General features: G+C 68.9%; 15 protein-coding genes, 2 pseudogenes and 1 riboswitch. Of the genes and pseudogenes, 12 read left to right on the forward strand and 5 right to left on the reverse strand.

The window, feature by feature from the left end:
- Window positions 1-14: 14 nt before the first annotated feature.
- From D3272_RS13230 to cobT, 8 genes and pseudogenes are all read left to right on the forward strand, one after another.
- Window positions 15-1,721: a methylmalonyl-CoA mutase family protein gene (locus tag D3272_RS13230; RefSeq protein WP_245496546.1), complete on the forward strand. Its 1,707-nt coding sequence runs from the start codon at window positions 15-17 to the stop codon at window positions 1,719-1,721.
- Between the two features lie 227 nt (window positions 1,722-1,948).
- Window positions 1,949-2,836 carry a gamma carbonic anhydrase family protein gene (locus D3272_RS13235; RefSeq protein ID WP_245496547.1) on the forward strand — a complete coding sequence of 296 codons (888 nt, stop codon included), beginning with the start codon at window positions 1,949-1,951 and terminating at the stop codon, window positions 2,834-2,836.
- A 108-nt stretch (window positions 2,837-2,944) separates the two neighbouring features.
- Complete coding sequence (locus D3272_RS13240) at window positions 2,945-4,246, forward strand: MFS transporter (protein WP_129219672.1); 1,302 nt, start codon at window positions 2,945-2,947, stop codon at window positions 4,244-4,246.
- On the forward strand, window positions 4,243-5,964 hold the full coding sequence (locus D3272_RS13245; protein WP_245496548.1) for a thiamine pyrophosphate-binding protein: 1,722 nt from the start codon (window positions 4,243-4,245) through the stop codon (window positions 5,962-5,964). Before D3272_RS13240 ends, D3272_RS13245 begins: the two co-directional genes overlap by 4 nt.
- On the forward strand, window positions 5,940-6,704 hold the full coding sequence (bluB, locus tag D3272_RS13250; protein ID WP_245496549.1) for a 5,6-dimethylbenzimidazole synthase: 765 nt from the start codon (window positions 5,940-5,942) through the stop codon (window positions 6,702-6,704). Before D3272_RS13245 ends, bluB begins: the two co-directional genes overlap by 25 nt.
- A complete protein-coding gene (locus D3272_RS27955) occupies window positions 6,671-7,654 on the forward strand; it encodes a DUF1289 domain-containing protein (RefSeq protein ID WP_245496550.1) in 984 nt (327 codons plus the stop codon). The genes bluB and D3272_RS27955 overlap by 34 nt, the downstream gene beginning before the upstream one ends.
- The gene (locus D3272_RS13260) at window positions 7,651-8,436 is read left to right on the forward strand and encodes a cobalamin-binding protein (RefSeq protein ID WP_129219673.1); all 786 of its coding nucleotides are present in this window, start codon (window positions 7,651-7,653) and stop codon (window positions 8,434-8,436) included. Before D3272_RS27955 ends, D3272_RS13260 begins: the two co-directional genes overlap by 4 nt.
- A gap of 163 nt (window positions 8,437-8,599) precedes the next feature.
- Window positions 8,600-9,612 (forward strand): annotated as a pseudogene (cobT, locus tag D3272_RS13265) (nicotinate-nucleotide--dimethylbenzimidazole phosphoribosyltransferase).
- 213 nt (window positions 9,613-9,825) lie between these two features.
- Here the strand turns inward: cobT and D3272_RS13270 are convergent.
- The 4 genes and pseudogenes from D3272_RS13270 to D3272_RS13285 form a co-directional block, all read right to left on the reverse strand.
- Window positions 9,826-10,890 (reverse strand): HoxN/HupN/NixA family nickel/cobalt transporter, encoded by a 1,065-nt coding sequence (locus D3272_RS13270; RefSeq protein ID WP_129219674.1) that lies wholly within the window; start codon window positions 10,888-10,890, stop codon window positions 9,826-9,828.
- Between the two features lie 86 nt (window positions 10,891-10,976).
- Window positions 10,977-11,172: riboswitch (cobalamin riboswitch) on the reverse strand.
- A gap of 321 nt (window positions 11,173-11,493) precedes the next feature.
- Window positions 11,494-12,075, reverse strand: a complete 582-nt coding sequence (locus tag D3272_RS13275) for a cob(I)yrinic acid a,c-diamide adenosyltransferase (protein WP_129219675.1) — start codon at window positions 12,073-12,075, stop codon at window positions 11,494-11,496.
- Window positions 12,076-12,313: 238 nt separating this feature from the next.
- On the reverse strand, window positions 12,314-13,195 hold the full coding sequence (locus tag D3272_RS13280) for a 3-hydroxybutyryl-CoA dehydrogenase (RefSeq protein ID WP_129219676.1): 882 nt from the start codon (window positions 13,193-13,195) through the stop codon (window positions 12,314-12,316).
- Window positions 13,196-13,297: 102 nt separating this feature from the next.
- A pseudogene (locus tag D3272_RS13285) lies at window positions 13,298-14,232 on the reverse strand (AEC family transporter).
- 99 nt (window positions 14,233-14,331) lie between these two features.
- Here D3272_RS13285 and D3272_RS13290 point away from each other — a divergent pair.
- The 3 genes from D3272_RS13290 (at window position 14,332) to D3272_RS13300 (ending at window position 17,380) form a co-directional block, all read left to right on the forward strand.
- A complete protein-coding gene (locus tag D3272_RS13290) occupies window positions 14,332-15,213 on the forward strand; it encodes a LysR family transcriptional regulator (RefSeq protein ID WP_129219678.1) in 882 nt (293 codons plus the stop codon).
- Between the two features lie 95 nt (window positions 15,214-15,308).
- The gene (gene cobO, locus D3272_RS13295) at window positions 15,309-15,911 is read left to right on the forward strand and encodes a cob(I)yrinic acid a,c-diamide adenosyltransferase (RefSeq protein WP_129219679.1); all 603 of its coding nucleotides are present in this window, start codon (window positions 15,309-15,311) and stop codon (window positions 15,909-15,911) included.
- A gap of 26 nt (window positions 15,912-15,937) precedes the next feature.
- Window positions 15,938-17,380, forward strand: coding sequence for a cobyric acid synthase (locus D3272_RS13300; protein ID WP_129219680.1), 1,443 nt, complete (start codon window positions 15,938-15,940; stop codon window positions 17,378-17,380).
- A 12-nt stretch (window positions 17,381-17,392) separates the two neighbouring features.
- On the opposite strand, the gene cbiB is transcribed toward D3272_RS13300, so the two are convergent.
- The gene (gene cbiB / locus D3272_RS13305) at window positions 17,393-18,361 is read right to left on the reverse strand and encodes an adenosylcobinamide-phosphate synthase CbiB (RefSeq protein WP_129219681.1); all 969 of its coding nucleotides are present in this window, start codon (window positions 18,359-18,361) and stop codon (window positions 17,393-17,395) included.
- Between cbiB and cobD the strand changes: the two genes are divergently transcribed.
- The gene (gene cobD, locus D3272_RS13310) at window positions 18,348-19,358 is read left to right on the forward strand and encodes a threonine-phosphate decarboxylase CobD (RefSeq protein ID WP_129219682.1); all 1,011 of its coding nucleotides are present in this window, start codon (window positions 18,348-18,350) and stop codon (window positions 19,356-19,358) included. The two genes, cbiB and cobD, sit on opposite strands and share 14 nt — an antisense overlap.
- Window positions 19,359-19,374 lie beyond the last annotated feature (16 nt).

A 19,374-nucleotide genomic window follows, 5' to 3' on the forward strand; every position in this document is an offset into this window, starting at 1 on the left:
GAGGGAGAACCACGATGGATGACATGACCGACCGTGGCGCGCGCGCGCAGGACCAGGTGGAGGCGATCCGCGCCGAGGTCCGGGACTGGGAGACCAACGAGGTCGCCAACTTCCTGCGCAAGCAGAAGGAGCGGAAGGACGAGTTCTTCACCCTCGGTGACATCCCGGTCAGACGGACCTACACGGCAGCCGACCTGGCCGAGACGCCGCCCGAGGACATCGGCCTACCCGGCCGTTACCCCTTCACCCGCGGACCCTACCCGACCATGTACCGGTCGCGGAACTGGACCATGCGCCAGATCGCCGGCTTTGGCACCGGCGAGGACACCAACGTCCGCTTCAAGTACCTGATCGCCCAGGGCCAGACGGGCATCTCGACCGACTTCGACATGCCCACGCTGATGGGCTACGACTCCGACCACGCCATGAGCGAGGGCGAGGTCGGCCGCGAGGGCGTGGCCATCGACACCCTGGCCGACATGGAGGCGCTGTTCGACGGTATCGACCTCGAGAACATCTCTGTGTCGATGACGATCAACCCGAGCGCCTGGATCCTGCTGGCGATGTACATCGCCCTGGCCGAGAAGCGCGGGTACGACCTCAACAAGCTCAGCGGCACCGTTCAGGCTGACATCCTGAAGGAGTATATGGCGCAGAAGGAGTACATCTTCCCGGTGGAGCCATCGGTACGCATCGTGCGCGACTGCATCACCTACTGCGCCAAGACGATGAAGCGCTACAACCCGATCAACATCTCGGGCTACCACATCTCGGAGGCGGGTTCGTCGCCGTTACACGAGGCCGCGTTCACCCTCGCGAACCTCATCGTGTACGTCGAGGAGGTGCTCAAGACGGGCATGACGGTCGATGAGTTTTCCCCTAGACTCGCGTTCTTCTTTGTCTGTCAAGCGGACTTCTTCGAAGAGGTCGCGAAGTTCCGCGCTCTCCGGCGCTGTTACGCTAAGATCATGAAGGAGCGGTTCGGCGCCAAGAACCCGGAGTCGATGCGCCTGCGCTTCCACTGCCAGACGGCAGCCGCCTCGCTCACCAAGCCGCAGTACATGGTCAACGTCGTCCGGACCTCCTTCCAAGCCATGGCGGCGGTGCTCGGCGGCTGCCAGTCGCTCCACACGAACGGCTACGACGAGGCCTTCGCCATTCCCACTGAGGATGCCATGCGGATGGCGCTCCGGACCCAACAGGTGATAGCCGAGGAGTCCAACGTCACCCAGGTCGTCGACCCCCTAGGTGGTTCGTACTACGTGGAAAGCCTGACCACGGAGTACGAGAAGCGCATCTTCGACATCCTGAAGGAGGTCGAAGAACGTGGCGGCACGCTGAAGATGATCCAGGACGGTTGGTTCCAGCGCCACATTGCCGACTTCGCCTACGAGACCGCCCTCCGCAAGCAGTCGGGCGAGAAGCCGGTGATCGGCGTGAACCGCTTCGTCGACGACACGCCCGATCCCAAGATCCACACCCATCCGTACGACCAGACCACGGCCGACCGTCAGGTCGCCCGGACGCAGCGGGTCCGGCGCGAGCGCGACGCGGCCAAGTACGACCTCCTCATGGAGCGTTTGGTGGAGACGGCGAAGGATCCCCAACAGAACATGATGCCAGTGACGATCGAACTCGTCCGCGAGGGCGCGACGATGGGTGAGATCGTCGAGAGGCTGAAGGCCATCTGGGGCACCTATCGCGAGGTGCCGGTTTTCTGAGGACGCCAGCCCGCGCCCTCGACCGCCGGGGGTCGACCTCACCGCATCGGAGTGACCTGTTGTCGATCGAACCCCGACCCTTGATCCTGCCCTTCGCAGGCGTCAGCCCCGCTTTCGCAAGTCCTCCTTCGACCAGCGGCGCGGGTGCCAGCGTGCTCGGCCGCGTGACGGTCGGCGCCGACCTAGTCCTAGGCCCCTTCGCGGTGATCCGAGCCGACGGGGAGACAGTGTCGATCGGCGCCGGGTTCTGCCTCGGCGAGGGATCGACCGTGCACATCGCGCACGGCCTCTTCGCGACCGTCATCGGTGATCGCGTGGCGGTGGGGCGGAACGCGGTGGTCCACGCCTGCACGGTCGCTGACGATTGCGCGATCGAGGATGACGTCGTCATCCTCGACGCCAGCGTCGTCGGCGCCGGCGTGCTGATCGAGGCGGGATCCACCATCTACCCGCGCTCGACGTTGGAGCCGGGCGGGCGCTACGCCGGAAGCCCGGCCGTCAGGATAGGTAGCATCTCGCTCGAGGAGTGCCGGGAGCGGGTGGCGTCGATCCGGGCCGAGGCCGCCGTCGCGGCGGCGCGGCAGATCAGGACCGAGGGGCGCTGGGGAGACGACGGCCGGGGAGCGCATTTCGTCGCCGACACGGCGGTGGTCCGCGGCGACCTCGTCCTGGCACCTGGCGCCGGCGTGTTCTTCGGATGCCGGTTCGACGCGGCCGCCGTTACGGTCGGACGCAACACAAACATCCAGGACAACAGCGTCGTCACCGCGCCGGAGGGCGTGGTGACGATCGGCGACGACACGACCATCGGTCACAACGTCCGCATGAGCGCCTGCCGCGTGGGATCCCGGAGTCTCGTGGGTATAGGCGCCGTCCTCGGCGAGGGAACGGTGGTCGAGGACGACGTGCTCGTGGCTGCCGGGACCGTGACCACCTACGGCCAGGTGCTAAGGTCCGGGTGGCTGTGGGGCAGTCGCCCCGCCAAGCCCCTGAAACCCCTCGACGACGCCCGTCGGTCCATGTTGTCCGAGACCATCGGGCACTACGTCGCCTACGGGCACGCGTTCCGCGACGCGCAACGGAGCTTGGCCGCGCGCCGCGAGGGCGCCGGATAGGCGGTCCGGCGTCAGGCCGGGCGAACCGCCGCCCGCACGACGAGCACCGCCAGATGACGAATCGAAGCGCGACGAGCCGGAAAGGCCGGGCACCAGGGGGAGGGATCCATGACGATCGAAGCCGTATCGATGACCACGGACGCGAGCGCGACTCGAACGCTCTACAGCAAGGTCATGTGGCGAATCATGCCGTTGCTCTTGGCCTGCTACATCGGGGCCTACCTTGACCGAGTTAATGTCGGTTTCGCCAAGTTGCAGATGCTGAAGGACCTCGGCCTCTCCGAGACCGTGTACGGGCTCGGCGCCGGCATGTTCTTCGTCGGGTATGTGATCTTCGAGATCCCCAGCAACATGCTCATGATGCGGGTCGGCCCCCGCGCCTGGATCGGTCGCATCCTGATCACGTGGGGCATCATCTCCGCCCTCACGTTGGTGACCACGTCCGCGAACATGTTCTACGCGTTGCGCTTCCTGCTGGGCGCCGCCGAGGCGGGGTTCATCCCCGCGATCATCTACTACCTGATGATCTGGTTCCCCTCCTCGCAGCGCGGCAAGGCCTCGGCGCTGTTCCTCGCGGGAATCCCGCTCTCGGGCGTCATCGGCGGCCCGCTGTCTGGTTGGCTGATGAGCGCGCTCGACGGCAAGGCGGGTCTCGCGGGCTGGCAGTGGATGTTCCTGGTCGAGGGTCTGCCGGCCGTCATCCTGGGCATCCTGTGCTTCGTCCATCTCGACAACTCGATCGATGCCGCACGATGGCTGACGACCGCGGAGAAGGACAAGATCCGCGCCGACGTGGTGGCCGAGAGCCGTGACAAGCCTCTGGTCTCGGCGCGCGACGGCCTTCTCGACAGGAGGGTCTGGATCCTCAGCTTCACCTACTTCTTCTTCACCATGGGTCTCTATGGCGTCAGCTTCTGGCTCCCGTCGATCATCAAGGACAGCGGGGTGAGGGATCCGCTGTCCGTCGGCCTGCTCACGGCCATACCGTACACGGGGGCCTTCGTGACGATGATCCTTGTGGGCAGGAGTTCGGACCGGCACCGCGAGCGCCGATGGCATCTCGCTCTTCCGGCCCTGGTGGGTGCCGCCGGGCTCGTGGTCAGCGTCATCTACTCGCAGAACACCGTGGTCGCGCTTGCGGCTCTCACCGTAGCCTCTTCCGGCATCCTGACCTGCGTGCCGCAGTTCTACGTGCTGCCGCCCGCGATCCTGACAGGTGCGGCGGCGGCCATGGGCCTCGCGGTGGCGAACTCGGTCGGCAGTGTCGCTGGGTTCATCAGCCCCTACCTCCTCGGCTACGTGAAGGACCTCACGGGCAGCACCAACGCGGGCGTGCTCGTCCTCTCGGTCGCGCTCATCATCGGCGCCGCGATGGTCTTCGTGACGCCTGCCCGGATGGTGAACCGGTGAGCCCTGTCCCGCGGCAGACCGCCGCGGTCATCGCGCGGGTCCTTCGAACGCGCGGAATCGAACGGATCTACGGACTGTGCGGCGGTCACGTCATGCCGATCTGGATGGCGTTGGCGGAGGAGGGGATCCGTATCGTCGACGTCCGTGACGAGCGCGCCGCCGTCCACATGGCACAAGCGGAGGCCGAACTGACCGGCCGCGTCGGTGTCGCCCTAGTCACCGCCGGACCGGGAGTCACCAACGCCCTGACCGGCATCGCCAACGCCCACGTGTCACGCACGCCCGTGCTCGTCTTGTCCGGCACCACTCCCAGGCCGCAGGAGAACAGGGGCGCGCTCCAGGACATGGACCACCCGAGCCTCGTGCGACCGGTGACGCGCTACGCACGCACCGTCCGAGACCCGGCCCTCGTGCCTCAGGAGCTCGCCGAGGCCTTGGCACGCGCGGAGGGCGAGGGTGGCGACCCAGGTCCGGCCTTCCTGGATTTCCCCACTGACGTGCTGAGGGCGCCCGTCCCCGCGAGCATGCTGCTCCCGGAGTTGGTCGAGCCTCGTCCACGGTTCCGCGCTCGCCCCGCTCCCGAGGCCGTGGCGAGCGCCGTGGACCTGCTCTGGTCGGCGCGCCGCCCGGTCCTCCTGGCCGGCCGAGGCGCGCGCGGCTCCGGCGCCCGGGTTCGAGCTCTGATCGCCAGACTCGGCTGTCCCTACCTCGACACCGGGGAGAGCCGCGGCTTGGTGCCGGAGGACGACCCGAACGCAGTGGGGTCGATGCGCGGCCGCGCCATGGCGGAGGCGGATCTCGTGGTCACGCTCGGGCGGCGGCTTGACTTCCAGCTCGCCTATGGATCGCCAGCCGTCTTCCGAGCCGCGCGATTCCTGCGCATCGCGGACAGCCCTGCCGAGTTGCGCGACAACCGATCCGGTGCGCTGGCAATCCTCGCGGACGTCGGAGAGACGCTCGAGGCGATGCTGCGCCACGCCGCGGACCGCCCGTCCTCCGTCGACCCGCGCTGGGCGGCGGAGTTACGCGACGGGCATGCGGTCCGCGCGGCTTCGTTGCGGAAGACCCTGGCGGAGGCGCCGACGGGGGCGGACGGTCACATGCACCCCAATCGACTCGTCGCCGCGCTGCGGGACGTGCTGCCCCCGGACGCCACGCTGGCGATCGACGGTGGCGACTTCCTGAGCTTCGCACGCGTCGGCCTCTCGGCCGCCGCGGTCCTCGATCCCGGGCCGTTCGGTTGCCTGGGCGTCGGCGTGCCCTACGGCGTTGCGGCCGCGCTGGCCTACCCCGAACGGGTGACGGTGGTGGCGACGGGCGACGGAGCCTTCGGCTTCAACGCCGTCGAGATCGACACGGCGGTGCGCCACGATGCCAAGGTGCTGTTCGTGGTGGCCAACAATCGGGGCTGGCAGATCGAGGTCCGCGACCAGGAAGTCACCCACGGCCGGGTCGTCGGGACCACGCTGCGGGACGCCGACTACGCCGCCATGGCGCGAGGCCTCGGGCTCTATGCCGAGCGGGTGGAGAGGGCCGAGGACCTGCCGGATGCGCTCGCACGCGCCCTCGCCCGGCGACCGGCCCTGCTCGACGTGGTGGTGACGTCCGACGCGGTCTCGTCCGACAGCAGGAGCGGGTTGGCCTGGGTACCCGACCTCCAGCCGTTGGCGGCTTGGAACGAGGCGGAGGCGGCGTGGCGGAAGTCCGGCGACGCATGATGGCGCGGGAGGGGCACGAGGTGTCATCCCAGGACGGGGGATCGAGCGGGCCCCGTCCCGCGGTCCCGGCCCCCTCGCGAAGCCCGGACCCAACCCAGCCTCTCCCGTCGAAGCGATTCGACGAGGCGTTCCGGGAGGACCTGCTGCACCTCCTCCGATGGCGGCGCGACGTCAGGCGGTTCAGGCGCGAGCCGCTTCCGGAGGGAACGCTGGAGCGTCTGATCGAGATCGCGGCCCTCGCCCCCTCAGTCGGCCTCAGCCAGCCTTGGCGCTTCGTCTCCGTCGAGGACGCCGGCCGGCGCAGGGCCGTTCGCGCCAATTTCGAGCGCTGCAACGCCGAAGCCCTGCGTCGGCAGTCGGGCGACCGGGGCACGCTCTACGCCCGCCTCAAGCTGGCGGGCATGGACGAGGCGCCGTGCCAATTCGCCCTCTTCGCCGACAGGAGCTGCTCCCAGGGACACGGCCTCGGTCGCCTGACCATGCCGGAGACGATCGAGTACTCCGCCGTCATGGCGCTCCACACACTCTGGCTCGCCGCGCGGGCGGAGGGGATCGGCCTGGGCTGGGTCTCCATCCTGGATCCCGCCTCGATCGCGCGAGACCTCGACGTGCCATCGGAATGGACCTTCGTGGGCTACTTCTGCTGCGGATTTCCGAGCATCGTCGACGACACGCCGGCGCTGGAGCGAGAGGGGTGGGAGGCGCGTTGCTCGCCGCTCTCCACCTATCTCCGGCGATGAGGCCCCCGAACCCGCGGGACGCCGCACCGGGGCCGGCGTTCCCGGTCCTGGCACCCATCCCGAGCCCCTGCGTCGGCCTCTGCCGCATCGACGCCTCCAGCGGCCTCTGTCGGGGCTGCGCGCGGACAGGCGCCGAGATCGGCGGCTGGGCGGGTTCACCGGACCTGCGTCGGCGGGTCTGGGCCGAACTGCCGGCGCGGCGCGCGGCGCTCGGTCTGACAGTGCATCGCCTCGCATGGACGCTTGCCGACATTGGCGCGTTCGTCGAGGGCACGTTCGAGTCGGAGGGGGGGCACTGGACGCCCGGCGCGTTCGCGGACCTCATGGCGTACCGCGTCGAGGGTAACGAACGGCCGACCGTCGCCGGTGGGGGTACACGTCTCCACGCTCGGGGACGACATGTCGCGATGCTGATCCATCTCGACGACCGCGTGCGAGCCTTGACCTTCGACGACGATGCGTCGTTTGGCACGGTCGTGATGGCCGTGACCTCCGACCACGTGGTGTCGAGGACCGCGGACGCGATACGGCCGCTGGGGCGGGACCTTGAGGCCATTTCGACCGGTGGTTCGTCCGAGATGCTGTACGACCTCGGCCTCGGCGCACCGGCTGTCTCCCTGGCCCTGCGCACCGGCGACCCTAGGACGATCGCCATCCTCGACCGCCTCGCAGGCCGGCGGTGGCTCGACCTGCCCGCGTCGATGCGCGAGGCCGTGCTCGGCTCCTCGCCGTCCCGCGTCCTCCGGCATCCGCTCGGGCGGTTCGAGGCCTACGGCCCCTGCCCGGTCGCGGACGATGTCGCCTCGGCAGGCTCCCCGCCCCCCGAACACAACGCGTGGGCGTCCGCGGGCCCTCGATGGACCTTCCCCGACCTCCCGGAGGGCTACGTCCCCTGCGCGATCCACACGCCGTCGGGCGTCGAGCGCGACGGGGCGGGGACGCGGCCGTGAGGGCCTTCCCGCCGCGCCGGATCGTCTGCCTGACCGAGGAGACGGTCGAGACGCTCTACCTGCTCGGGGAGGACCATCGGATCGTCGGCGTGTCGGGCTACGCGGTCCGACCACCCCAGGTCAGGCGGGAGAAGCCCCGGGTGTCGGCCTTCGTGTCCGCCGACGTCCCGAAGATCCTGGCGCTCGATCCGGACCTCGTGCTCACCTTCTCCGACCTGCAGGCGCAGATCGTGGCGGATCTGGTCCGGGCCGGCGTCGCGGTACACGCGTTCAACCAGCGCGACGTCGCCGGCATCCTCGCGATGATCCGCACGGTCGGCGCGTTGGTTGCGGCGACGGAAGCGGCCGAGGCGCTGGCCTCGCGCTACGAGAGGCGTCTCGCCGAGGTGGCCGAGGCGGCGTCGGCTCGCCCCCGCCGGAGGGTCTACTTCGAGGAGTGGGACGCTCCGCTGATCAGCGGCATCGGCTGGGTCTCCGACCTGGTGCGGATCGCCGGCGGCGACGACGTCTTCGCCGACCTCGGCAGACGAGCCGCGGCGAAGGATCGTATCGTGGCGCCGGAGGCAGTCGTCGACGCGGCGCCGGAGGTCATCCTCGCCTCGTGGTGCGGCAAGAAGGTCGTCCCGGAGCGGATCCGAGCCCGGCCCGGCTGGGACTCGATCCCCGCCGTACGTCTCGGCCGGATCTTCGAGATCAAGTCGTCGATCATCCTCCAACCGGGCCCGGCAGCGCTGACGGACGGTCTTGACGCCGTCCTGGCGGCGCTGACGTCCCCCCGGTGAAGGTCGGCGCCACGACGCCGCGAACGGCCCGATGGGACCGGACCGTCACGGGGTCCGCCCGTCACCGTCGTCTCGCGCGACGGCAGGGCTCCTCGCACGGTGTCCCGATCACGTCGCAGAACCTCGATGCACCAGGCACCCCGCCCTCGAGCCCGAGCCCCCGATAACCAGCACCCTGCCCCTGGACGACATCCGCGCCGTCCTGACCCATATCCCGCCGCTCGACGAGTAGGCTGTGGCCGCCGTTCGCGCGCGCGACGCACAACTGACGAAGCCGCCCGGCTCGCTCGGCAGGTTGGAGGAACTCGCCGTCTGGCTCGGGGCCGTGCAGGCCAGGGCCGTCCCGACCGCCTCCAGGCAGATGGTGGCGGTCTTCGCGGGCAACCATGGGGTCGCGGCACGAGGCGTGTCGCCCTACCCGTCCTCGGTCACGGCCGCCATGGTGGCGAACTTCGGGGCCGGTGGGGCCGCCATCAACCAGATCTGCAGTCACCTCGGCCTCGGGCTGAAGGTCTTCGAGCTAGCTCTGGACATCCCCACCGGCGACATCGCGTCCGGACCCGCGCTCGATGAGGCCGCCTGTGCCGCGACGATCGCCTTCGGCATGGAGGCCGTTCACGACGCCGACCTCATCTGCGTGGGCGAGATGGGCATCGGCAACACGACGGTGGCGGCAGCGATCTACGCCGCACTGTACGGCGGGGATGCGGCGCATTGGGTTGGCCGCGGCACCGGCGTGGACGACGCGGGCCTCGCCCGCAAGGTGGCAGTGGTGGAGGAGGCCGTGGCCCTGCACCGCGACCACCTCTCCGATCCGCTCGAGGTGCTGCGTCGGCTCGGTGGGCGCGAGGTGGCCGCGATGGTGGGGGCCATCCTCGCGGCCCGCCTCGAGCGCGTTCCGGTGATCCTCGACGGCTACGTCGTCTGCGCGGCCGCGGCCGTGCTCCACGCCCTCCACCCCGCGGCGCTCGACCACTGCGTGGCGGGGCATCGCTCGGTCGAGGGTGCCCACGGTGACGTGCTGCGGCGCCTCGGCAAGACGCCGTTGCTGGACCTCGGGCTCAGGCTGGGCGAAGGCACGGGCGCCGCGTTGGCCACGGCTCTCGTGCGCTCGGCTCTCGCCTGCCACACGGGCATGCCACCTTCGACCAGGCCGGCGTGGCCAACCGGGACTGACCGGTTTCACGATCGCCCTGCCGGCAAGACGTCGCCTCCCGGGGCACCGGGACCGACCGACCGGGATGGGGCGACGCTTCATGACACTGTCGCTGCGTGAGACACGGCTTCCGAGCGACCGTACGCTCACCTCCCCGCGACGGAGCCGCCGCGAGGTTCCCCTCAACACCGTGACGGATCCCAGACGCGCTGGAAGACATCGATGGCGGAGCATCAGGTTCCGTCGACGGTACGGATCGTGACCTCGTCGAGGCGTTTGAGCCTGTAGATCGCGAAGGAGAGTGCCCAGGCGAAGGCGAATATGCCGATGATGGCGAAGCCGAGAGCGTTGAAGTTGTCGTTCAGGGCCCCGATCCTGTCCCAGAACACGCCTTTGAGGTCGAGCTGATCGCCTATGAGCCGCAGCGCCTCGATGCTGCCGATCAGCACGGCGATGACGACGGACACCAGGGTGATGGTCATGTTGTAGAACAGCTTGCGCATGGGCTTGACGAAAGCCCAGTCATAGGCGCCGAGCATCAACACACCGTCCGTGGTGTCCACAAGTGACATGCCGGCGGCGAACAGCACGGGGAACACCATGATCGCCGCGAGTGGGACGCCCTTGGCCGCTTGAGCCGCGGAGACGCCGAACACCGCCACCTCCGTCGCCGTGTCGAAGCCGAGCCCGAACAGGAAGCCGAGCGGGAACATGTGCCAGCTGCGGCTCACCATGCGAAACGCGGGCCTGAACAGGCGTGACAGGAACCCGCGATTGTTCAGCAGCATGTCGAGGTCCTCCTCGACGTAGGTCCCGCCGGCCCGCACGCGCCGATAGGTTCGGTAGACCGCGGCGAAGATCGCCACGTTCATGGCCGCGATCAACAGCAGGAAGGCCGAGGACACGCCCGTGCTGATGACACCCCCGACACCCTTCAGAATTTCGAAGCCGTCGACCGCCGTCGCAGCCGCCACGACGGCCGCGGAGGCGAGCACAACGACCATGGAATGACCGAGGGCGAAGAAGAAGCCGACTGCGACCGGCTTGCGCCCGCCCTGCATCAACTTGCGCGTGACGTTGTCGATGGCGGCGATGTGGTCCGCGTCTACGGCGTGGCGAAGTCCCAGACCATAGACCACCAGAGCGATGCCGAGCAGGGTCGGGGTGGCGCGGAACGCGAATAACGCCCATCCCCAGGCGCCGAGGTTGAGGACGGCGAGCAGGCCGTAGATCGCCACGAGGCGACCGCGAAGCCCGGACGTCTCTTCGTCGAGCAGGCCGGTGATGATTCTGAGCATGAGACGTGGTTCTCGATGTCGCACGTCATCACGGTCGCTCGGCCTGCGTTCGGCTCCGCACGCCAGGGCACCCCGCCCGACGTTCCGCTCTGACACCATCGATGGCAGGTCTCCTGGCTCGCGGGTCGGCGCCGCTCCCGCCTTCCCAGACCCCGGGGTCCAGTGGCTTCATGGGAGAAGCTCGTCGCTCACAGTTGCGGGGGCAGCCGCGGCAGGGGGGCATGCGCCCCCTTCCGCGTTCCCTTTCAAGCCCTTCCGGGCACCATCAGATTCAGGTTATCCGAGCCGACGTGGTCAAGCAATCGACTTGGCTTCATTTGAGATGCCGCAATCGAATGGTCATCGATTTCGATGAAGTCGAGATCAGTCCTCAACAACGCGCGCCGTGGGTTTGTGGCGGGCCGTCGTCATCCACCTTCAAGCCGGCCGCGACGCAAACCGGCCTGGGAGGCTGGATCCTGATCGCGAGGGATGGCGTCGACGTCGAGGTGACGAGCGTCAGACGCCTCGCGTTTCGAGGCCTTCCGGGCCCGACGCCTACGACGACGTCCCGGTGGTGCCAGATCGGACGGCGGGGGACGTGCGTCCGCTCCGGACACCGGACTAGCGGTTCTGGCCGGGAACCCACAGCACGTCGCCATCCCTGAGCGAGTTGCAGTGGCGGGAAGCCACGAAGAGGAAGTCCGACAGGCGGTTCACATACCCCAGAGCAGCCGCGCTGACCGGCTCCTCGGCCACGACCTTCAACTCCACCATCTGCCGTTCGGCGCGGCGGCAGATCGTACGGGCGAGGTGGAGGTGCGTCGCAGCCGGCGTGCCACCGGGCAGCACGAAGCTGCGGAGTGGTTGCAGGGCGGCATTGAGGTCGTCGATCTCCCGTTCCAATCGATCCACCTGAGCCTGCACCATACGAAGGCGCGACCCTTCGGCCTCACCGTCGACCGCAGGGGTCGCGAGGTCAGCCCCGAGATCGAACAGGTCGTTCTGGATGCGTCCGAGCATGGCATCGAGGGCGGAAGACTCGGACACGGCCGCGAGCCGCGCGAGTCCGATCGCGGCGTTGCACTCGTCCACCGTCCCGTAGGCGGCGATGCGCAAGTCCGACTTGACCCGGCGTTCGCCCGAGCCGAGCGCCGTCGTCCCTTCGTCGCCGGTGCGCGTATAGATGCGATTGAGAACTACCACGACCTGTGCCCCTTCTCGGTGGAGGTCCGGGATGACCCCAGTACCGAACTCGCCGGGCCAGCGTGTCGCGCACCGACGCGGCCTTGCGACGCCGCGTCGTGACGCCCAGGCGGGCCGGCTTGGTCGAGCGACCGCGGCTAGAATGGATGGCGCGACGGCCGCGGGCAAGACCAGGCTAGACGTCGCCGGGCCTTTCGCCAGCGTGGCCCTGGAACCCGGTTGACCTCGCGGACGGCGGTCAGCGCGTCGGCGTCGGCTGCTCGCCGCGGTAGTCGTAGAAGCCGCGCTGCGTCTTGCGGCCCAGCCAGTTGGCTTCGACGTACTTCACCAGGAGCGGACAGGGGCGGTACTTGGAGTCAGCCAAGCCCTCGTGCAGGACCTGCATGATGGCGAGGCAGGTGTCGAGGCCGATGAAGTCGGCCAGCTGCAGTGGCCCCATCGGGTGGTTGGCGCCGAGCCGCATCGCCGTGTCGATCGCCTCGACGCTGCCGATGCCCTCGTGCAGCACGTAGACGGCTTCGTTGATCATCGGCAGCAGGATGCGGTTGACGATGAAAGCCGGGAAGTCCTCCGACACCGTGCAGGTCTTGCCCAGCCGGTCGACGAACCCCTTGGCGGCCTCGAAGGTCTCGGGCGCCGTCTGGATGCCGCGGATCAGCTCGACGAGCTGCATGCGCGGCACGGGGTTCATGAAGTGGATTCCGATGAAGCGCTCCGGCCGATCCGTCGCGGAGGCCAGGCGGGTGATGGAGATCGAGGACGTGTTGGAGGCAAGCAGGGTCGTGGGCTTGAGCGAGGTGCAGAGCGTTGAGAAGATCTGGCGCTTGACCGCCTCGTTCTCGGTCGCGGCCTCGATCACGAGGTCGCAGCCGCCGAGCGCCGCATGATCCGTCGCCACGGTGATGTGGCCGAGCGCCTGGGCACGGGCTTCCTCGGTCAGGTCGCCCTTCTTGACCAGGCGTGACATCGCATTGCCGATGGTGGCGAGGCCGGCGTCCAGCCGCTCTCGCGACAGGTCGTTGAGCACGACGCCGAAGCCCGCGGCAGCGGCGACATGGGCGATGCCGCTGCCCATCTGGCCGGCGCCGATCACGCCGACCGTCTTGATCTGTTCGTTCATGCTTCCTCTCCTTGAGGGGTCAGCGACCCGTTATCGCCTGTGGCGTCCATATTCTATTCCGTCGAGACGACCTCTTCGACCGTTCGGGTCGGTGACGACTCGTCAGCCAACCATCACGAGGTAGCCACTGATCGTCAGGACCGACGCGACGGTGGAGGCGAGGACGACGCTGGACGTGATGTCCGCCTCGCGGTGGTAGTACTCTGCCAGCATGAACGTTCCGGTTCCGGTCGGTAGGGCGGAGAGTAGGACGGCTGAGTGGGTGAGCAACGGGGACAGATTGAACTCACGCTCGCCAGGACCCAAGTCACTACCGGTTGAAGGACGAGCTTGAATCCGACCAGGAGCGCCGTCGAGCCGAAGTCCTGCTCGGCGGTCTTCCGCTTCGCGGCCAGGAAGAGGCCGAGCGCGACGAGCGCACAGGGCGAGGCGGCGGCGCCCAGCAACTTCAGGAAGCTCTCGACGGGAACGGGGACGTCCAAGCCGCAGAGTGGGACGAGCGCCCCCAGGACGGGTGCGACAAGGAGGGGGTTGCGGAGCAGCGAGCGGCCGACCTTGAACACGAGGTGCCTGCGGCGGCTCTCGGTCTGGAGCCCGGCTTCGATGAGGACGATGGCGACCGCGAAGAGGACGCAGACGGTTATGATCGTGGCGATGAGGGTCGGGGCTAGGGCTTCGCGGCCGAGGGCGACTAACGCCAGCGGGAAACCGACGAAGCCGGTGTTCGCGTAGCCCGCGTTGAGTGCGTCGATGGCGGCGTCGGCCAGGTGCCGTGGCCGGCGCAGCCGGACGGCGATGGTCAGAACGAAGATCAGGGCCGCGCCGCAGCCGAACGCGGCGATGAAGCCTGGCTGCCAGATCTCGACCCATCGCGCGTGAGCGACGATGTCGAAGAGCAGCGCCGGAAGGGCCAGACAGACCACGAAGAGGTTCAGCTCCGTGGTCGCATGGGGGCCGACGACGTCGATCCGGCGAACGAGCCACCCTGCGAAGATGAGCGCGAAGATGGGTAGCACGACGGTGAGGGTCGACAACATCTGGGAGGTCCCGTGTCCAGATCGGTCACCTGGACATAGCGAAGGTCTCCGATATCATCCAATGCCGATTGTGGCACTTTCTCATACCCGATCGGTATCATGATCGATCTTCGGCAGTTTCGATACTTCGTGGCACTCGATGAGACACTGCACTTCGGGCGAGCCGCCGAACGTCTCGGCATGAGCCAGCCCCCGCTGAGCAGGCAGATCGCCGCGCTCGAGAGGGAGTTGGGCGTTGTCCTGATCGAGCGTCGTCCGAGACAGGCGACGTTGACCTACGCCGGCCGGCGCTTCCTCGAGGACGCACGGGCAGTCCTGAGCTCGTTCGACCAAGCGTGCCGCAACGCGCAGCTGGCCGAGCGCGGCGAACGCGGTGAGCTGTCGATCGGATTCATGATGCATGCGGCCCACACGGTAGTGCCGGGGCTGGCGCGGCGCTTCATGGCCAGTCACCCCGAGGTGCACGTCCAGTTGCGGGAGGTCGTTCCGAGTTCCCTCGCCGACGCGGTCCTCACCGGACGGTTCGACGCCGCCATCCTGTTCAACCCGGGTCCCCTGCGCGGATTGGGGATCCGCTCGATCCACACGGAGCGGTTATGCGTCGTCGTGCGCGAGGATCACGTGCTCGCCGGCCGTGCTCTGGTCGACGCCCGGCAGCTGCATGGGGAGCCCCTGATCGCGGCACCGGCGGAGGTCGCACCGCTCCTGCGCCACCTCATCCTGAGCTACTGCCGGTCTGGAGGGTTCGAGCCGGTCGTGCGGTTGGAGACCCAGCTTCAACAGACGATCCTGAGCCTCGTCGCCGAAGGCCTGGGGATCGCCTTGGTGCCGGAGTCCATGCGCAAGCTCGGGGTTGCCGACGTGGTCTTTCGCGACCTCGCGGACGCGCCCGTCATTGAACACGTCGTCGCTTGGCGGCCGGGCAACCTCAACCCGGCACTCCGACCCTTCCTCGCGGAGGCGGGGGTGCCCGTTGCCTGATCGCCGTTCGCCCCCGAGGTGATGGCCGGTGTGTGACGCGGTCGGTCCCAAGCGGCCGTGTCGACGGCGCGACCGCTTGGATGTATGCCGGTCCCATGACCGACGACGCCCTCCGCCACAAGCTCAAGATGGCCCATCGCAAGTCCGTGCAGGATGCCGAGGTCGCCTCCAAGGCCATCGCCGAGAAGGGCCTGCTTATGGTCAACACCGGCCCGGGCAAGGGCAAGTCGACCGCCGCCTTCGGCCTCGTGGTGCGAGCGCTCGGCCACGGATGGCCGGTCGGCGTCGTGCAATTCATCAAGGGAGCTTGGGACACCGGGGAGCGGCGCCTGCTCGAAGGCTCGCAACTCGTGCGCTGGCATTCGATGGGCGAGGGCTTCACCTGGGAGACGCAGGACCGGGCCCGCGACGTCGCGGCCGCGTCGGCCGCCTGGGCCAAGGCGCTGGAGCTGACGGCGGATCCCACCATCCGGCTCGTCGTCCTCGACGAGCTCAACGTCGCGCTGCGCTACGACTACCTGCCCGTTCCGGACGTGGTGGCGGCGCTCGCGGCGCGGCGGCCTGACCTCCACGTCGTCGTCACGGGGCGCAACGCCAAGCCCGAGTTGCTCGAGGCCGCCGATCTCGTCACCGAGTTCGGAGCCACCAAGCACCACTTCGCCGCTGGGGTGAAGGCGCAGGCGGGGATCGAGTTCTGAGCGCCGGGCGGCAGTGCCGGGCCCTGATGCTGCAGGGCACGGGATCGAACGTCGGCAAGTCGCTGATCGTGGCGGGCCTCGCGCGCGCCTACGCGCGCCGCGGGCTGCGCGTGCGCCCGTTCAAGCCGCAGAACATGTCCAACAACGCCGCCGTGACGGCCGACGGCGGCGAGATCGGCCGCGCCCAGGCGCTCCAGGCCCGGGCCGCCGGGGTGGAGCCGACCGTGCACATGAACCCCGTGCTGCTGAAGCCCCAGAGCGAGATCGGGTCGCAGGTCGTCGTCCAGGGCCGGGTGATCGGCAACGCCAAGGCTCGCGAGTACCAGTCGTGGAAGCCCCGCCTCATGGAGGCCGTCCTCGACAGCTTCGGCCGGCTCGCCGGTGAGGCCGATCTCATCCACGTCGAGGGGGCGGGCTCGCCCGCCGAGGTGAACCTGCGCGCAAACGACATCGCCATCATGGGCTTCGCCCGCCGCGCGGACGTCCCCGTGGTGCTGATCGGCGACATCGACCGAGGCGGCGTCGTCGCCCAGATCGTCGGCACGAGCGTCGTGATCGACCCAGAGGACGCCGCCCTGGTGGCGGGTTTCCTCGTCAACAAGTTCTACGGCGACCCCACCCTCTTCGAGGACGGCATGGCGTTCATCTCCGAGCGCACCGGCTGGCCCGCGCTCGGCCTCGTGCTGCACTTCGCCGCCGCCGCCCGCCTGCCGGCCGAGGACGCGGTGGCGCTCGACCGGGCGATCCAGTCCCGGCTCTGCGCCAGGGCGCGGATCGCCGTCCCGGTCCTGCCGCGCATATCGAACTTCGACGACCTCGACCCCCTGAAGCTCGAAGCCGACGTCGACCTCCTGATGGTGCGGGCCGGCACCGCCCTGCCAGTCTGCGACTTGGTCGTCCTGCCAGGTTCGAAGGCGACAGTCGCCGACCTTGGCGCGTTGCGTTCCGCGGGCTGGGACATCGACATCCTCGCCCATGTCCGCCGAGGCGGGCGCGTGCTCGGCCTCTGTGGCGGTTACCAGATGCTCGGGCGATCCGTCGGTGACCCGCTCGGCCTCGAGGGCCCGCCCGGGACCGTCGCGGGCTTGGGTTTGCTCGACGTCGACACGGTCCTGGGAGACGACAAGGTCCTTCGTCCGGTCGTCGGGCGCACGGTCGCCGACGGGGAGCCGTTCTCGGATTACGAGATGCACATGGGCAAAACGCGCGGACCCGATCGAGCGCGGCCGGTGCTGCGGTTCTCGGATGGCACGTGCGACGGCGCTGCGTCGGCCGACGGGCGGGTGGCGGGTTGCTACGTCCACGGGCTCTTCGCCGACGATCGCCAGCGCGCCGCTTGGCTGCACCGACTCGGGGCCGAGCCCACGGACTTCGCCTATGAGGCGGAGGTCGAGCGCGTGCTCGACGGCCTCGCCGCGCATCTGGAAGAACACGTGGACCTAGATCGCATGCTGGCCCTGGCTCGCTAGCGAGGTCCCCGGTCAGCGAACGAGTAGCGCGACGCCCGCCACGACCGCGAACTGCACCACGCAGGCTACGCGGTAGAGTCTTAGCGCCGCGCGTATGTCGGCCGCCTTCGCCTCCCTGCGCCCGTCGCCCATGTAGGAATCTTCGACCGTCACGGCTGCGTAGACGCGAGGACCCGCAAGTCGCAGGCCGAGCGCACCCGCCATGGCGGCCTCTGGCCAGCCCGCGTTGGGCGAGCGGTGGCTCGCGGCATCGCGACGCACGGCCGCCCATGCTCCTGGACCGGAGGTGTCGGTGAGGGCTGCCGCGACTCCGATCCAGAGGGCGGCGAGACGCGAGGCCGGTAGGTTGACGAGGTCGTCGAAGCGTGCTGCTGCCCATCCGAACGCAGCGTAGCGCTCGGTGCGATGTCCGATCATGCTGTCCGCCGTGTTGACCACCTTGTAGAGAGCGCATCCTGGAAGGCCGCCGACGAGGAGCCAGAGGGTCGGCGCCACGACGCCATCGGAGAAGTTCTCGGCGAGGCTCTCGATGGCCGCCCTCGCCACGCCGCCCTCGTCGAGGACCGCCGTGTCCCGTCCGACGATCATGCCGGCGGCGATTCGCCCCGCCTCCAGGCCCTCGCGCTCGAGCGCCACTGCCACGTCGCGGACATGGTCATAGAGGCTGCGTTGAGCCGGCAGGCTCGAGGCGGTGATCGCAAGCACGACAAGGCCTAGGACTGATCGTCCCAGCGCGAGCTGGACCGGCACGGTCGCGAGCGCCGTCACCGTGAGGAGGACCACCAGCGTCAGCACGCCGGCCGCGCGACGCTCGCCGAAGCTATGGGTCGGAACGTTGAGGCGTCTCTCCAAGGCGGAGATCCCGGCGCCGATCCAGGTGACGGGATGGCCGAGCACGCGGTACACCGGGGCCGGATAGCCGACCAAGGCTTCGATCGCCAAGGCGAGACAGCAGAGCGGTACGGTAATGGAGAGTGACATCACGGCGACGGACGAGGGACGGGGACGGTTCACCTACCACGGCGGCGACCTCGCCGCGGCACGGTCCGCCTATCCTGGCGCTCCCGAACCCTGGGTCGACCTGTCGACGGGTATCAACCCCATACCATATGCCGTTCCGTCGCTCCCCATGGACGCCTGGGCGGCCCTTCCAAGCGCCGCCGCGGCGCGTGCCCTCGAGGCGGCGGCAGCTCGCGCCTATGGGGCGGAGCCCGACAACATCGTAGGCGCGCCAGGCACGGAAGCGCTGATCCAGTGGCTGCCTCGTCTGCATCGGGCCCGGCGGGTCGGCGTCCTCGGGTTCACCTACGGCGATCACGCCCGCTCCTGGCGTAGCGCCGGCGCCGAGGTCGACGTCGTCGATGACCTGGCCGCGCTCGAGGGCTACGACGTCGCCGTCGTGGTCAACCCCAACAACCCCGACGGACGGCTCGTCGAGCCCGACGCTTTGGTGAGGCTGGCAAGGCGCGTGGGCTTGTTGGTGGTCGACGAGGCGTTCGCGGACGTCGTGTCTAGTGATTGGAGTCTCGCTACCAGGCCTCCGCCGAACGGTTTGGTGCTGCGCTCGTTCGGCAAGTTCTTCGGTCTCGCGGGTCTACGGCTCGGGTTCGCCGTCACGGCGACCGATCGCGCTACCTCGCTGCGTGCCGCCTTCGGCCCCTGGGCCGTGAGCGGTCCCGCCGTCGCAGTGGGCACAAGGGCCTTTGCCGACGATGTGTGGGCGTCGTCGTCGCTCACGCGTCTCGCGCAGGACGCCGGGCGGCTTGACGTCTTGCTGCGGGACGCGGGTGCCGTTTTGGTCGGCGGCACGACGTTATACCGCCTCGCGGAGTTCGACGACGCGGCTGGAACATTCGACGCTCTGGCACACGCCGGTTTGCTGACGCGGCCGTTCGCGGAGCGGCCGCGATGGTTACGGTTCGGCTTGCCGGTAGACGAGGCGGCATGGCAGCGGCTTTCGGGTGCACTCCGGCGCTGAACTTGGCAACCACGCG

It is taken from the genome of Lichenibacterium ramalinae, from assembly GCF_004137085.1.
GTDB classification, from domain to species: domain Bacteria; phylum Pseudomonadota; class Alphaproteobacteria; order Rhizobiales; family Beijerinckiaceae; genus Lichenihabitans; species Lichenihabitans ramalinae.

Coding starts and splice junctions, on each gene's coding strand:
- D3272_RS13230 (WP_245496546.1), top strand. CDS start 15: ATGGATGACATGACCGACCGTGGCGCGCGCGCGCAGGACCAGGTGGAG.
- D3272_RS13240 (WP_129219672.1), top strand. CDS start 2,945: ATGACGATCGAAGCCGTATCGATGACCACGGACGCGAGCGCGACTCGA.
- D3272_RS13270 (WP_129219674.1), bottom strand. CDS start 10,890: ATGCTCAGAATCATCACCGGCCTGCTCGACGAAGAGACGTCCGGGCTT.
- D3272_RS13280 (WP_129219676.1), bottom strand. CDS start 13,195: ATGAACGAACAGATCAAGACGGTCGGCGTGATCGGCGCCGGCCAGATG.
- D3272_RS13290 (WP_129219678.1), top strand. CDS start 14,332: ATGATCGATCTTCGGCAGTTTCGATACTTCGTGGCACTCGATGAGACA.
- cobO (WP_129219679.1), top strand. CDS start 15,309: ATGACCGACGACGCCCTCCGCCACAAGCTCAAGATGGCCCATCGCAAG.
- D3272_RS13300 (WP_129219680.1), top strand. CDS start 15,938: ATGCTGCAGGGCACGGGATCGAACGTCGGCAAGTCGCTGATCGTGGCG.
- cobD (WP_129219682.1), top strand. CDS start 18,348: ATGGAGAGTGACATCACGGCGACGGACGAGGGACGGGGACGGTTCACC.
- cbiB (WP_129219681.1), bottom strand. CDS start 18,361: ATGTCACTCTCCATTACCGTACCGCTCTGCTGTCTCGCCTTGGCGATC.